This window comes from Treponema sp. Marseille-Q3903, assembly GCF_014334335.1.
Classification (GTDB): Bacteria; Spirochaetota; Spirochaetia; order Treponematales; family Treponemataceae; genus Treponema_D.
In genome coordinates, this window is record NZ_JACSEU010000001.1 from 1,743,801 (window position 1) to 1,758,904 (window position 15,104).

General features: G+C 43.6%; 7 protein-coding genes and 3 rRNA genes. 2 read left to right on the plus strand and 8 right to left on the minus strand.

The annotated features are described in order from the left end of the window. Positions 1-269: 269 nt before the first annotated feature. Positions 270-1,145 carry a metal ABC transporter permease gene (locus H9I37_RS07960; RefSeq protein ID WP_187381936.1) on the plus strand — a complete coding sequence of 292 codons (876 nt, stop codon included), beginning with the start codon at positions 270-272 and terminating at the stop codon, positions 1,143-1,145. A 424-nt stretch (positions 1,146-1,569) separates the two neighbouring features. On the opposite strand, the gene H9I37_RS07965 is transcribed toward H9I37_RS07960, so the two are convergent. The 6 genes from H9I37_RS07965 to H9I37_RS07990 form a co-directional block, all read right to left on the minus strand. Beyond that, positions 1,570-2,373 carry a formylglycine-generating enzyme family protein gene (locus H9I37_RS07965; protein ID WP_187381938.1) on the minus strand — a complete coding sequence of 268 codons (804 nt, stop codon included), beginning with the start codon at positions 2,371-2,373 and terminating at the stop codon, positions 1,570-1,572. A gap of 559 nt (positions 2,374-2,932) precedes the next feature. Continuing rightward, on the minus strand, positions 2,933-3,268 hold the full coding sequence (locus H9I37_RS07970) for a type II toxin-antitoxin system RelE family toxin (protein ID WP_187381940.1): 336 nt from the start codon (positions 3,266-3,268) through the stop codon (positions 2,933-2,935). Continuing rightward, positions 3,268-3,540, minus strand: a complete 273-nt coding sequence (locus H9I37_RS07975; protein ID WP_187381941.1) for a type II toxin-antitoxin system Phd/YefM family antitoxin — start codon at positions 3,538-3,540, stop codon at positions 3,268-3,270. Before H9I37_RS07975 ends, H9I37_RS07970 begins: the two co-directional genes overlap by 1 nt. A 400-nt stretch (positions 3,541-3,940) precedes the next feature. After that, positions 3,941-4,051 (minus strand): 5S ribosomal RNA (gene rrf / locus H9I37_RS07980). 91 nt (positions 4,052-4,142) lie between these two features. After that, positions 4,143-7,064, minus strand: a 23S ribosomal RNA gene (locus tag H9I37_RS07985). 276 nt (positions 7,065-7,340) lie between these two features. Beyond that, positions 7,341-8,886 (minus strand): 16S ribosomal RNA (locus H9I37_RS07990). Together the 16S, 23S and 5S rRNA genes form the textbook arrangement of a ribosomal RNA operon. A 534-nt stretch (positions 8,887-9,420) precedes the next feature. On the opposite strand from H9I37_RS07990, the gene H9I37_RS07995 reads away from it, so the two are divergent. Then, the gene (locus H9I37_RS07995; protein WP_187381943.1) at positions 9,421-10,008 is read left to right on the plus strand and encodes a DJ-1 family glyoxalase III; all 588 of its coding nucleotides are present in this window, start codon (positions 9,421-9,423) and stop codon (positions 10,006-10,008) included. 8 nt (positions 10,009-10,016) lie between these two features. Here H9I37_RS07995 and H9I37_RS08000 read toward each other — a convergent pair whose 3' ends face one another. Together H9I37_RS08000 and H9I37_RS08005 are read right to left on the minus strand one after the other, a co-directional pair. Next, entirely contained in the window at positions 10,017-10,334 is a 318-nt protein-coding gene (locus H9I37_RS08000; RefSeq protein WP_187381945.1) for a hypothetical protein, read from the minus strand. Positions 10,335-10,380: 46 nt separating this feature from the next. Further along, positions 10,381-15,099 (minus strand): SpoIIE family protein phosphatase, encoded by a 4,719-nt coding sequence (locus tag H9I37_RS08005; protein WP_187381947.1) that lies wholly within the window; start codon positions 15,097-15,099, stop codon positions 10,381-10,383. Positions 15,100-15,104 lie beyond the last annotated feature (5 nt).

Genomic DNA, 15,104 nt, shown 5'->3' on the forward strand with positions numbered 1-15,104 from the left:
GAGGGGCGGCGTAGACGTCGACCGCAGGAGCGTAGCGACGAGGACGATGAAGCGATAGCGGAACCCCGAAAAGCCCGACGGTTTTGCTTTTGCAAAAACCGTGCCGCCTAAAAAAAAATTGATACGATTAAGATTGTTGGAATGTGTGATAAAAATTACTTCCGTGTAATTTTCATCACGAAAGTTTACTTCGCGAGTTGCGCTGTGTAAACTTTGATACAGCACATCCGTGCGCTGCCGCTAAAGCGGTGTTTTTATGGGAGAATACAATGTTTTTGGAAAGACTTATTGAGCCGTTTATGTACGGTTTTATGGTAAAGGCGCTTGTGATTGCGGCGCTTGTCGGTTGCGTGTGCGCGGTGATTTCGTGCTACCTTATTTTGAAGGGATGGGCGCTCATGGGGGATGCGATTTCGCATGCTGTGTTGCCGGGAATAGTAGTAGCATACCTAGTTCATATCCCTCTTGGTTTAGGAGCTTTTATTGCAGGCTTACTCAACGCTGCAACCACAGGCTGGATAAAAGAGCGAAGCCGAATCAGAGAAGACTCTGTGATGGGCGCAGTGTTTACAGGCATGATGGCGTTGGGACTAATACTCGTCACAAAGGTGCGCTCAAACATTCATTTTATGCACATTTTATTCGGAAGCCTTTTGGGAATTGAAAAGGAAGATATGATGCAGGCGGTCGTATGCTCGCTTATAACGCTTGTTTTAGTGATTGCCAAGAGAAAGGACATCTTGTTGTATCTGTTCGATCAAAATCACGCAAAAGCGATTGGACTTGATATAACGTTCATACATTATCTTTTTCTCGCCCTCACCGCACTGACGATTGTCGCTTCGCTGCAGGCGGTGGGAATTTTACTGACAGTCGCTATGCTGATTATCCCTGGCTGTATCGCCTATCTTTTAACGGACAGGCTTAACCGCATGCTTTGTATTTCCGCGCTGTCGGCCATGCTCAGTGCGCTGATTGGAACTTATGTGAGTTACTTTTTGAATGGAGCGACCGGTGCGTGCATCATTTTGACCGAAGCGATGTTTTTTGTTTTGGCGATGATTTTTGCACCAAAGTACGGCATGCTTTCATACCGAAAATTACGGAAGGCTAACTTGCAAATTCACGGAAAACAGCACTTATAGCTCTACATTTGCTTTTTATAGAAAATAAACTTTTTACACAGCAAGCAAAAAAAATAAAAAAACACAGCGCAAACAGTCACCAACCGGCGTTGCGCGGTTCGCTAACGCTCAGCCCCTTCCCTCGCTCGCCTGCATCTCGCTCGGTCCAGTGGCCATCTTCGCCGCCGCTCCATGCCGGGCGCAGAATTTATTTTAGCGCACGGCAAACAAGGTTGTCATATATGAGGGAAGCGGAGTGAAACGTAAATCAATTTTCGTGTCACACACCTTATCTATTGCAGTTTTGCCAAAGACAAAACTGCAAGCTGGTGGTAGACCAGTTATACCTTGAAATCCCCGTTACACCGCCAGCCGGTTACTGAGCGGCTTTGCCCTTCCGCAGGATGCGGAGGTTTTAATAATTTCCTTGCAGAACTAGCCGACGCTAGTTGGCGGAGCGAACAACGCGAAAGCCAATGACGTTGATGCGGTAGTACGGGTAGGTGTAGTACCGGTAAGCAACCTCAGCGAAGTTGGCGTAGCCATACCAAAAACCGCCACGAAAACAGCGGAGCGGACCCGAAGCCGAGCCTGAGGCAGGAGTGGAGTTCGTTATGAGTCCGTACCAGTCCCATCCCCATTCCCACACGTTACCGCTCATGTCGTAAAGTCCGTAGCCGTTCTTTTTCTTCGTCTTAACGTCCCTCGTTCCTGTATCGTGCGTGTTCGATGTATACCATGCGACATCATCGATGTTGTCGCTTCCGGCGTAGGTGGTGTGGTCATTTCCGCCCCGGGCAGCCCACTCCCATTCCGCTTCTGTCGGAAGACGGTAGCCGTCGGCATCAAAGTCGCACACTGCGGCGTTCCATGTAGCGTCGTTTGAACTTGGGACAGCGCCCCAGTCATCAGGGTTTGTAGAGCCGCTAATCTTGTAGCATGGGGTGTAATTTCTTTTTAGCGAAAGCTTGTTGCAGTACACTATCGCGTCATACCAATTGATTCCGTTTACAGGGTTGTTGCCTGCATCATCTCCTGTAAGATTGTTGCCATCCTTGTCATAAGCGTCCGCTGTACTCGGGTCGCTTCCGATTACCTTCTTGTACTCAGCCCTTGTCACCTCGTGGTCGCTCATAAAAAAGGGTTTTATCTCCAAAGAGCGGCCGCTCACAAACACACTTGAGGACGGATTCCAGAATTCCGTCCCTGTGATTGAGATGCCGGGAATTAGTAAGAAGCCATCATCCATTCGCGGAGATCCGGGCATTGTTGACACTACGGTAGCAGGCTTTGGCGGCTCTCGTTTATCTTGAGTCTGCCCGGGCATGCTAGGGCAGCCTGTAATCCAAACTATTGCGATGGCTGTAGCCACCGCAAGTATTCCAATTTTTCTTAAACAACTTCTCATATGTTCCTCCTAGGTAAGTTAGTTTTATGTTAAACCGCAAGTTTACGCACAACTTGTTGGCTTTGAAAACCTTTTAAAAACAAAAAAAACCGGCGTACCGCGAACGCATTTTTTTTACGCTCGGACACGACGGTCTTTTCCTATTATATAAAAATTTTTAAAGAAAGGCTGTTCTGTTCTGTTCTGTTCTGTTCAAGATTGTATCTCTCCTAAAATTCTTGTCAACAGTTTTGTTTCAGTGATTCCATAATAACACAATTGTTCGGGTTTTGCAAATTGTTGTCCGTCGCAAATACATTCAGGCACGGGAATCAATTTGCGTGTGTAAAAAGTGGTTGTTTTTGCTGATTTGGTTTTTCTGCAGTGTGGGCGTTGAAAACGGGGTCAGGCAGTTATTTTATCAATTTTTTCTGTCGTCTACATCTTTATAGGCTTCCATGTTTTCTCTTTTCCCAATGCCCCAAACCTCGATGATTTCTACTTTTTCCGGAGTCAAAAGTCGGTAAACAATACGGACGCTTTTACCACAAGCATAAAGTTTATAAAAACCTGTTAAATCCATATTCGCTTTATTGCCCAACGGAAAACCAAGAAACGGATTTTTGTCAAGTTTTGCAAGCTTCTTATCAACTTCAATCTTTATACTACCATCCAGTTTTTTATATTCCTCGGCTGCTTCCGGAATCAATCGGATTTTTTCAAATTCATCCTCGTGGAATTCCCGTTTTTTAGCCATTATTTATTCCTAAGAGATGACAAACTCACAGACTTTGAAGCATCATAACGGCTCATTCTTTTTTGAACCTCCGAAAAAATTTCTTTGTGTTCTTCAAGTTCTTCCAATTCGGAAAGTTTCTCGTAACGGTCAAATGGAATCATAACGGCTTCCATGATATTGTTTTTCATAATGAAAACAGGCTGATGGTCTTCGGAAATCTTTCTGACAGTCTGTGTGAGCGTTTTCTGCAACTGTGTAATCGGCATAATTTGAGAAGTTTCTACTAACATATTACCACCCCCCCTTTTGAGTATATAATAATACATATTTTTATATGTAGTCAAGTTCAGGAATTTTGAAAAACCGTGGGTTGTTTTGGCAGCTTGGACTTTTCTGCAGGGTGGGGTTGGGGAATGGTGTCAGGCAGTTATTTTTTTTGTTTTTGACGCTCGTAAACTCGCTAAAACTCGCGCAGAAGAGCTATCCGGGTTCGGCTTCTACTAACCTACGCTTACGCTACCAAGTTTTTGGCGCTCGTAAACTCGCTAAAACTCGCGCAGAAGAGCTATTCGGGTTCGGCGTAGCCTCACGACGCGCGGCTTTGCCTCGCTCACAAAAGTTTGACTGCTCTTCAGCTATAGACAAAACAACACAGTCATTTTTTTGGAAAATCAGAGTTAAATAAAAAAAAGCCGGCAACTATCTACTTTCCCGCTAAAGAGCAGTATCATCGACGTAAGAGAGCTTGACTTCCGTGTTCGGGATGGGAACGGGTATTGCCTCTCCACTATGGTCACCGGCATTTATAAACAAAATAAAAAACTAAGTGTAAGTCTGTTCTAGGACAGAGCACACGGAACGGAAAAAACTTTAAGTAAAAGGAAATGAAAATATGGTCAAGCCTCACGACTTATTAGTAATGCTCGGCTGAACGCCTCACAGCGCTTACACCTGCATCCTATCAACCTGGTAGTCTCCCAGGAGTCTTAAGGAGGGTTGAACCCTCAGGGAAGTATAATCTTGAGGTGGGCTTCCCACTTAGATGCTTTCAGCGGTTATCCCTTCCGAACTTAGATACCCAGCACTTACCCTTGGCAGGATAACTGGTAAACCAGAGGTTCGTCCGCTTCGGTCCTCTCGTACTAAAAGCAGCTCCTCTCAAACTTCCAACGCCCGTAACAGATAGGGACCGAACTGTCTCGCGACGTTCTGAACCCAGCTCACGTACCATTTTAATTGGCGAACAGCCAAACCCTTGGGACGTGCGCGAGCGCCGTGATATGGTGAGAGGAGATCGGGGAGCCAGACATGACCGTCGATGTGAAGTCTTGGGGAAAAACAGCCTGTTATCCGCGGAGAACCTTTTAGCCGTTAGGTGATGGCCTTTCCACTCAGCACCATCAGATCACTAAGACCTACTTTCGTACCTGATCGATATGTCTATCTCTCAGTCAAGCCTCCTTGTGCCTTTACACTCGTACGATGATTTCCAACCACCGCGAGGAGACCTTCGCGCACCTCCGTTACTCTTTTGGAGGCGACCGCCCCAGTCAAACCGCCTGCCTAACATTGTCCCGCAACCTGCTTCAAGGTCACGGTTAGAAATCCCATTCATCAAGGCTGGTATTTCACCGGCGGCTCCACGCAACCTGACGGCCACGCTTCTCTGCCTCCCAGCTATCCTACACATGATGAATAGAATCCCAATATTAAGTTACGGTGAAGGTTCACGGGGTCTTTCCGTCTAATTACGGGTATCCGGCTTCTTTACCGGAATATAAATTTCACCGAGTCTCGCGTTGAGACAGTGCCCAGAATCGTTACACCATTCGTGCGGGTCGGAACTTACCCGACAAGGAATTTCGCTACCTTAGGACCGTTATAGTTACGGCCGCCGTTTGCTGGGGCTTCGATTCAATGCTTCTCCTTACGGATAACATCTCCTCTTAACCTTCCAGTACCGGGCAGGTGTCACCACCTATACGTCCCATTGCTGGTTCGCAGATGGCTGTGTTTTTGATAAACAGTCGCCTGGGCCTGCTTTGTGTCACTCCCTGTATTTCTAAAGGGAGCCGCACTTCTTCCGAAGTTACGTGCGCATTTTGCCGAGTTCCTTAACGCGAGTTCGCTCGAGCGCCTTAGATTACTCATCCTACCTACCTGTGTCGGTTTCCGGTACGGTTTACTAAGCCTTACTTAGGAACTATTTCTCGTCACCATGATTACGTCCGCTTCAGTCCCACTTTCTGGTTCCTCGCTGTCACAGCTCATCTTGGTTCTTCTTTTAACCAGAACCTCATAAACTCGCTGCTTTGACCGGGACTACCGTCGCCCGGCCGGATTTCACCTCATGCGTCATTCCATCAAAACTCAATAAGTACTGGATTATAAACCAGTTTCCCATCGGCTACGACTTTCGTCCTCGTCTTAGGGGCCGACTTACCCAGGGCAGATTGCCTTTACCCTGGAAACCTTAGGTTTTCGGCGAGCGGGGATCGCACCCGCTTTTTCGTTACTTATGCCTGCATTCTCTCTTGAATCTCCTCCAGAACCCCTCACAGGTATTCCTTCGTCAGTTAATTCAATGCTCCCCTACCACTCATAACTTCTGTCATGAATCCGGAATTTCGGTTTTATGCTTAGCCCCGTTACATTGTCTGCGCAAAAATGCTCGACCAGTGAGCTGTTACGCACTCTTTTAAGGAATGGCTGCTTCTAAGCCAACCTCCTGGCTGTCTGTGCATCTTCACTTCATTTAACACTTAGCATAAATTTGGGACCTTAATTGCCGGTTTGGGCTGTTTCCCTTTCGACTACGAACCTTGGCGCACGCAGTCTCACTCCCATAAGCTGGTTACCGGCATTCAGAGTTTGATTGAAATCGGAAAGATTTAACTCCCCCTTTTCCATCCAGTGCTTTACCTCCGGTAACTTTTTATGAGGCTGTCCCTAAAGGCATTTCGGGGAGAGCCAGCTATTTCCAGGTTTGTTTAGCCTTTCACTCCTAGTCACAAGTCATCACTACCTTTTTTAACAGATTACTGTTCGGTCCTCCACAGGGTTTTACCCCTGCTTCAACCTGCTCATGACTAGATCACCTTGGCTTCGGGTCTGCGTCATGCAACTTATCGCCCTTTTCAGACTCGCTTTCGCTTCGGATCCAAAACTTCTATTTCTTATCCTCGCTGCATAACGCAACTCGCAGGTTTATTCTACAAAAGACACGCCACTACCCTTGCGGGCTGTGACATCTTGTCAGTTTATGGTTTCAGGTTCTATTTCACTCCCCTTACAGGGGTTCTTTTCGCCTTTCCCTCACGGTACTTGTTCACTATCGGTAGCTGTCTAGTATTTAGCCTTGGATCGTGGTCGACCCGGATTCTGACAGGGTTTCACGTGCCCCGCCATACTCAGGATTCTGCTAGGAGTCAGTTTGTTTCGGATACGAGGCTTTCACTCTCTTTGACGCTCCTTCCCAGAAGCTTCTCCTACAGACTGATTTACTGCCTACTCCATATCGCAGTCCTACAACCCCGCTTTACGCGGTTTGGGCTCTTCCCTCTTCGCTCACCGCTACTGGGGGAATCTCTTTTGATTTCTGTTCCCGAGTTACTTAGATGGTTCACTTCACTCAGTTTGACTTCTCTATCCTATATATTCAGATATCGAGATGGTGTATTTCACCGGATTACTCCATTCGGAAATCCGGGGGTTTGCGGATATGTGCTCCTAACCCCGGCTTATCGCAGCTTATCACGTCCTTCTTCGTCTTACAGCTCCTAGGCATCCACCATAAACCTATATTCGCTTGACCATATTTTCATTTCCTTTCATTCCACTCTTTCGCAGCTCAAGGGCTTTTTATTCAAGCTTCCCTTTCCTCTGCTCGCAGACTGAAAAGTCCTTCTTCTGATAACGCAAGTCTTTCCATGCGTCATCTTCCGTTCCTTCCTTAGCAATTTCAAAAAACATCGTCCAGTTTTTCTGAACTAAAACAGCCCTTTCAGGCTGCTATTTTCGGTCTTCGACAGACCAGAGAAAGAAACAATTGACACTGCTTTGTACACCAAAGCCTATTCCTTTTTCTTAAAAAGGAGGTGATCCAGCCGCACCTTCCGGTACGACTACCTTGTTACGACTTCACCCCCCTCACAAATCCTACCTTCGACAGCGTCCTCCTTGCGGTTAGACTGCCGGCTTCGGGTAGAATCTACTCGGATGGTGTGACGGGCGGTGTGTACAAGGCCCGGGAACGTATTCACCGCACCGTGCTGATGTGCGATTACTAGCGATTCCAACTTCATGGAGTCGAGTTTCAGACTCCAATCCGGACTACGAGAGGTTTTCTGCGTTTTGCTCCGCATCGCTGCTTCGCTTCACTCTGTATCTCCCATTGTAGCACGTGTGTAGCCCTGGACATAAGGGCCATGATGACTTGACGTCATCCCCGCCTTCCTCCGGTTTGTCACCGGCAGTTCCGCCAGAGTCCTCACCTTTACGTGTTAGTAACTGGCAGCAGGGGTTGCGCTCGTTGCGGGACTTAACCCAACACCTCACGGCACGAGCTGACGACAGCCATGCAGCACCTGTTCACAGGCGCATTGCTGCGCTTACATATCTCTATATAATTCCTGTGTATGTCAAACCCAGGTAAGGTTCCTCGCGTACCATCGAATTAAACCACATGCTCCACCGCTTGTGCGGGCCCCCGTCAATTCCTTTGAGTTTCACCCTTGCGGGCATACTCCCCAGGCGGTGCACTTATCGCGTTTGCTTCGACACCCGGTCTGTCGACCAGACATCTAGTGCACATAGTTGACTGTGCGGACTACCAGGGTCTCTAATCCTGTTTGCTCCCCGCACCTTCGCACCTCAGCGTCAGTCATCTGCTGGTAACCTGCCTTCGCCATTGGTATTCTTCCAGATATCTACAGATTTCACCCCTACACCTGGAATTCTGATTGCCCCTCAGTGACTCTAGTTTTGCAGTTCTCAATGCTATTCCGGAGTTAAGCCCCGGTATTTCACACCAAGCTTGCAATTCCGCCTGCATGCCCTTTACGCCCAATAATTCCGAACAACGCTCGCAACTTACGTGTTACCGCGGCTGCTGGCACGTAATTAGCCGTTGCTTATTCATGACCTACTGTCACCATACGGCGTTTCTCTCACCATACTTATTCTTCAGTCATAAAAGGATTTTACAATCTTCCGACCTTCATCATCCACGCGGCGTCGCTCCGTCAGACTTTCGTCCATTGCGGAATATTCTTAGCTGCTGCCTCCCGTAGGAGTCTGGGCCGTATCTCAGTCCCAATGTGCCCGTTCACCCTCTTAGGCCGGGTAGCTATCATCGCCTTGGTGGGCCGTTACCTCACCAACTAGCTAATAGCTCGCGAGCCGTTCCTTCGGCGGAACAAATGTTCCTTTCCTGACCTGCCTCTGACACAGGCCACCTTATCCGGTATTATCTGCTATTTCTAGCAGCTATCCCCGTCCAAAGGGTACGTCACCCACGCGTTACTCACCAGTCCGCCATTCTAGGATCAGTGCAAGCACCAATCTTGCCATTCGACTTGCATGCTTAAGACGCGCCGCCAGCGTTCGTTCTGAGCCAGGATCAAACTCTCCATGATTATTTCTAAGTCCCGAAGGACTAAGATTTTCCACAAATCGTTCAATCACAGCTTTATTTTTGCTGAAATTGATTTTCAATTCTTAATTCGTGAACCGAATTAAGCGGTATGTTTTTTATTCAATTGAAACACTTAAAACAAATTATATGTCAATTGTTTCCTTCCCTGAACTGTCAAAGAATCTTTTGGATTTTCGTCCAAATCTCAGGCTTTTATTGTAAAACCTGCGAAAAAATATCATTTTACTGCTATTTTGTGCCGCCCAAAAGATGTGGTTTTGTGACGGTGAAAATGAATATACATCTGAATTAAAAAAGTGTCAACATAATTTTTAATTTATTTTTCTTTTTTTTCTACTTTTTTTCCCTTTTTTTTGTGCGCAGAAGAGGCTCACAAAAGAGAATTTCAACGCTCAGAGAGGCAAGAGGTACGGGTGGACGGGGAAGTTTTTTTTGTATGCAGCCTCGTGGAAAAACTTTGCTTGGATATGTCTTTTTTATAATTTTTTTAGTATATTTTATTTGAGGTGATTTTATGAAAACTGCTGCTATTTTTTTTGCTGATGGATTTGAAGACATCGAGGCTCTTTCTCCTGTCGATTATCTTAGGCGTGCCGGAGTTGATGTTACTACTGTCGCTGTTCCGTCCAAATCGATGAATGACAAGCATATTGTAACTAGCTCTCACAATGTTCGGATGATTATGGATATGACGCTTGAAGAATATCTTGAACGGTTTGGAGATAATATTCCAGACTGCGTTGTATGTCCCGGAGGTTCTGTCGGTGCTGACAATCTTGCTGATTGCAAACAGCTTCTTATCCATCTTGAGAATGCATGGCGTGAAGATAAAATTGTTGCTGCAATCTGCGCTGCTCCTGCTGTCGTTCTTGGAAAAACATTTATTCCTGAAGGGAAAAAATGGACTTGCTACCCCGGAATGCAGTCTGCATCTAATCCATCTTATGTCAAAAATTATTCAAATAAGGTTTTTATAACTGATGGAAATCTTGTAACCGCGCGAGGTCCCGGCGCTGCTGAAGAATTTTCAATGGAACTCGTAAAGATTCTTGCCGGAGATGAAGTCTACAAAAAGATTCATTCCGGCAGCCAGCAGCGATAGAAGCTCAATTATAATTCTTTTTCTTTCTCTTTGATTTGTGCTGAGAGATTTTTTATCTCTTTTTGAATGCCGTTCAAAATGTTTATATCGTCTTGGTTTTCAAACTGTATTTTTGCACCTTGCAGCATCATTTGAGAGATTTTTAACCCCAGCTCTTCATATTTACAGTTGCGTTTTGATTCTATCTTTTTAATTTCGATTTTTACAACGCTTTTGTCTGTAAAATCCTGGACTTTATTCCCAGCTTTTTCAAAAGTTTCTTTAGAGACTTTCGAGACTTTTGAAAACATCTCTTTCATTTTTTTTCCAATTCCTTCCGAATCCATCTTTGCCTCCTTAGTTTTATGCTTTTTATTTTTATAAATTTTTAACTTACAACAGTTTGATTGCTAAAAGTGTCAGGTCATCTGACTGTTCATCTTCAAGCATGTTATCGTAGTCTATGTAGTTTGAACTATTTTCTGCATCTTTTGATTTATGCGCAGCATAATAGTCATATTTATTAAAATACCTTGAGAGGAATTCGTCAATCTTTTTATCAATTTTTATATAATCTGTCGGCAATGTTGACGGAGATTTGTAAAGCCGGAAGACTTTTTCAAGCGATGCGAGTGCAAGTATCGCTTCACTGACAGTTCCTTCGCATTTTGAAAAATCGAATTCAAGTGTTTCGCCTGCAAGTGGGTTGTCGAGTTTTGTAAGAGTATATTTTCTTTTGTTGTAAACAGCTTCAATTATTTTTTGAACGCGTTCTGCACCAAACTCCTCTTTTAAATCTTCGAATTTATGCTCTATCTCTTCCTGACGTGTATCAGGGTTTATCTTTTTAATTCCTACATCTTGCTTACGCACAGAGTAATCGCTCTCTCTGATACGTCGTGCAGACTCTTCAATTCCGTCTGTGTAAAGAAACAAAATATCTCCATGGTTCAAGACAGTTTTTTCTACTTTAAAACCGCCCCGTAGTGAAACTAAATCGGAAGTGAATACTCCGGCAGTCGGTGCAGATGAAAGCGTAACAAGCTTCATTTTTTGTGTTGCAGAATCGTAGATGTGGACGAGGTTGTCGCCGGCATTGCACATGTAAAGCTCCCCTGTTTTTACATTCAACATGCAGACTATAAGCGTTGCGAACTTTCCTTTTAAGCCGAGTTCTTCAATAAAGTCGTTTATCTGCTCGACAAGCTTGTTTAGAGAAGTACCTTTTTTTTCATAAGTCCAGTTGTTAAAATAGCGGCGGAAGATTGTTGCAACGACAGTCATGATGATTGCGGCAGGAATTCCATGCCCTGAAGCATCGCACTTTATTATGCAGTACCATTTATCATCAAGTTTTTTATAGTCAAAGTAGTCGCCGGAAACTCCAGACTCACCTTCATAGTAGCCAAAACACTGTATATTGTTATCTTGATATTCGGCAGTTGTCTTTTTATTGTTTGCATCGCTGTCACTCAACGGAAGAAATGCTTTTTGAACAGCTTTTCCATCCATAGCGAGTTTTTCTTCTTCGGCATTTGCGACAAGTTCGTGGGTCATGTTGTTGACAGCATCTCCGAGTCGCCCCACTTCGTCTTTTGACTTTATGTCGACGTCTTTTCCTTTTAGCGCAATTTTATTTTTTGTCTGACCAATCATGATTACGTGACGCTCAAGTTTTTTTATAGGTTTTACAATCAATGACGCAAACAAAAAAGAACCGAAAATACCAAATGCAACTGCAAAAACTGCGATTATAATCGAAAAGTAAACGATTCTTTTTGTTTCGGCGTTCAAACTGTCGATCAGCGTTTGTGTTGAAAGCTTGAGATAAATCAAACCGTGAACGTAGTTTCCTGTAGTTCCCTTTCTGTATATGACAGGTCTATAAAAGAAATATTCCGTATTTGAACGGTCAAGGTTTTTAGTGTCAAAATGAGGATAAGACCCCGATGCATTTTTTGAATATTCTGAAAGTTTTTCGTCCATCTGATTGCGGAGCTTAGCCGCAATATCGGAGATGCGTTCTGCTTCTTGCGTATCTCTTTGGCGAGAAGATGCATAAAGTGTTGCTGCCTGAGAGTCAAGTTCTTCAATCTTATCCGAAAGTTCTTTTACTCCGGCAGCAATTTCTTTATCTAATTGAGGCATCTTTGAAGTGATTTCCGTAAATACATGTTCATCTGATTCAAGCTCTCCGTAGCCGTAACCTGCCTTTGAAGGATTGAGTTTTGAATCCGGATCGTTAGTTGCCCAGATGTAATCTATTTTTTCCGCACTTGTAGAGTTTTGCTTTTGTCCTAAAATTGTCACATAACTGACTTCCGGCATCGCCTCTTTTTGACCGGGAAGCGCCGAAAGTTCAAGAATCTGGTTTGCAGGGAAAAAGTTTTTTACTCCTGAATGAAGGCTTTCCAAAAGTACATCAGTTCTGTTTTCAAGCCCGGCAGCCATTGTCTGTTCCTGAAGTCTTACAACTTTATAACCGTTTTGAATAGAAACAGACAAAACTACGACGATAATCAGCGAGAAAGTAAAAGCTATCAGCTTCTTCTTGAGGCTAGGCAAACGTTTTGTTTTTTTTGTTGATTCTGACAATGGCATAAAGGCTCCTTTTATGAGGGAATTTATTTGAATCTGCGTTATACGCTTCTCATGAACACTTCCCAAAATTGCAACAAATATGAAAATCACTGTTATTGCACACAACGACAATATTATTAAAGCAAGTAAAAGATTTAATGCTAGTTTGTATTTGTATATTGAAAACACAGGTGTTAAAGTCGATTGCTTTACGTACTCTGATTCGATTTTTACTGTGCCGTTTTGACCGATTCGCAATATTCTGCCTGAAGTATATAATCCGCGGTCTGTGTGTAAAAGAATTATTCTGTATATTCCCTGCTCTAAACTTTCTCCGATGTTCACATTTGAAATGCATGTATCTGACTGAACTTTGTAGTTTTCATTTTGCTTTTTTAAAACAAGATCGTATGGAGTGCTTCCATCGCGGTCAATGTATATTTCGCTGACTGTCCCGTCATAAGTAAAGCCACCGCCGTTTATTGTGAGGATTGTTTCTCCAATTTTTTCTTTTTGCGTTACATCTGTGATATATGTTGAAGGTTTAAATTTATTTAATATATACACGAGTTTTGATGGTTCGCTGACGTTTCCAACTTCATCTATCGCAGAAACAGAAAGCACATATATTCCGTTCGGGCTATTGTAATAGCGGTTTGTAAAAGTATTTTGAGTTTCGATTTTCTGCTGAAAACTGTGCGGTTTAAGTTGCTTTTGTTCATATTTAGAAAGTAAATCATCTATTATTTTTTCAACTTGGTCTTTTTCCATTTTCAGCGGATTATTTTTGGAAACTTGAATAGATTTTGGGATTGAACCTAAGTAGTCGATTTTATAAAAATAACTTGATGTATCCAAAGCATGAGATTTTTGCCAGTGAAGATTGTAGTTATTCGAGTTTAAAAATCCGTATTCATCTACATTTTCTATATCAAAGGTCGGAGCATCCGGTGGCGTAAGGTCAAGATGATAACTTATGCTCGCCGGTTCTGACCAGTTACCTGCATAATCTACAATGCGGGCAGTAAGCACGTACTTTCCGTCTTGTGATGCTTTTAATTTTATCTTGTTTTCTTTTGTAAAGTGCTCAATCTGTTCAGGAGGCACAGAATCAGCCGGCGTTAAACCGTCTTGATTTTGTAGTGCCCACGTATAAGAATAGCCTGCAATATTCGAAGAATCTTCAGGAAAATTTATCTTTATCTCTACATCTTTAGCGCGTGAAGATTTTCCTTTTTTATAAGAAAGAGGCGTAAATGTCGGTGGCAAACAAGTTTTATCGGGTGAAAGAATTGCAATCGAGTTTTTCACAATTTTACCGTTTGTTTTTTGCTGCCAGACATAAGAAAGCACTGATTTTTCATCGCTTTCATGAGTTACAAGCGGATACGCAAACATATTCGCATTGTTGTTTTCTACAAGTCCTGTCTCGCTCCAGTAGTTGCCATTTTTTTTTGCCATGTATATAGATTCACGACCGCGCCGCGTGTCAAACCACGTCAAATAAAGTGAATCTTTATATTCAAAAAAAATCGGGCGGCTAGCGCTTCCTTTTGACGAAATTTCTTCGGCCGTTCCATTTTTAATTCCATTCAAATCAAGCTCTGCAAGCCAAATTGCCGAATTCTGATAATACGCTCGCTCCCACGCAATATAGACATGCCCTTTATGATTGAACAAAAACGCACGCTGATTCTGGTATGAATGAAACTCTCTTGTTGAACTTGGAGGAAGAGACTTTTTATCTGTGATTAAAAAAGCCTGCGTCCATTCACTTGCCCTTCCTCGCTCGTCTACACGACGTGTAGTCATATATAATTGATACGAAAGTCTGTTTGTATCAGCAGAAGTATACTGAATTTGGAATACGACTATATCGTAATCATCTGTGCTTACCATAACAGGAATAAAAGGATTTCTATAATCTTTGGCAGGCTGAAACTGCTCAAATCTGCTCCATTTTTTCCCATCATCTGATTCTGATGTATAAATTGTAAACGAGTTTTCCTCACCGACAGACGTGAACATCTTAAAGTTTTCTGCTGATGTTTTATAAACACGAGGGGCAATCATGATCGATGAGTCCGAAGATTTCATTTTACTTTCTGAAAACGAAACGCCGCCATCTGTCGAAGTATATACCGAAATACTTGAAAGCCCTGTTGAAGCTGCAACAACAATCGTATCTCGATTATTTACGGCAGCTGTGTAGATATCTGGCACTTCTCCGCCGGAATAATCAAACGGACCTGCAAATCTTCTGTTTTCTGTGTAATTTTCGAGGGAATAGTAAGCACGACAAGAAAGATAAATCTGACTATTTTTTGCGTCGATTTCTTCCCAAAAAAGATATGTTTTTTCTTTTCCTAAAACAGTCACCGGGAATCGCGAATCTGTAACAGTGATTGTCGCCGGACGCTCCCAGTAAAAATCTTCGGCAGGCACATCCATAGCGTGCAAAAACAAAATCAAGAGAATAAAAAATAGCTTTGTAAAAAAATGTTTTGTGATTTTTGTTCCGCTGTTTTCCATGTATT

Excerpts from the sequence above, each read along its gene's own strand:
- H9I37_RS07960 (WP_187381936.1), top strand. The coding sequence starts at position 270 with ATGTTTTTGGAAAGACTTATTGAGCCGTTTATGTACGGTTTTATGGTA.
- H9I37_RS07965 (WP_187381938.1), bottom strand. The coding sequence starts at position 2,373 with ATGGATGATGGCTTCTTACTAATTCCCGGCATCTCAATCACAGGGACG.
- H9I37_RS07970 (WP_187381940.1), bottom strand. The coding sequence starts at position 3,268 with ATGGCTAAAAAACGGGAATTCCACGAGGATGAATTTGAAAAAATCCGA.
- H9I37_RS07975 (WP_187381941.1), bottom strand. The coding sequence starts at position 3,540 with ATGTTAGTAGAAACTTCTCAAATTATGCCGATTACACAGTTGCAGAAA.
- H9I37_RS07995 (WP_187381943.1), top strand. The coding sequence starts at position 9,421 with ATGAAAACTGCTGCTATTTTTTTTGCTGATGGATTTGAAGACATCGAG.
- H9I37_RS08000 (WP_187381945.1), bottom strand. The coding sequence starts at position 10,334 with ATGGATTCGGAAGGAATTGGAAAAAAAATGAAAGAGATGTTTTCAAAA.
- H9I37_RS08005 (WP_187381947.1), bottom strand. The coding sequence starts at position 15,099 with ATGGAAAACAGCGGAACAAAAATCACAAAACATTTTTTTACAAAGCTA.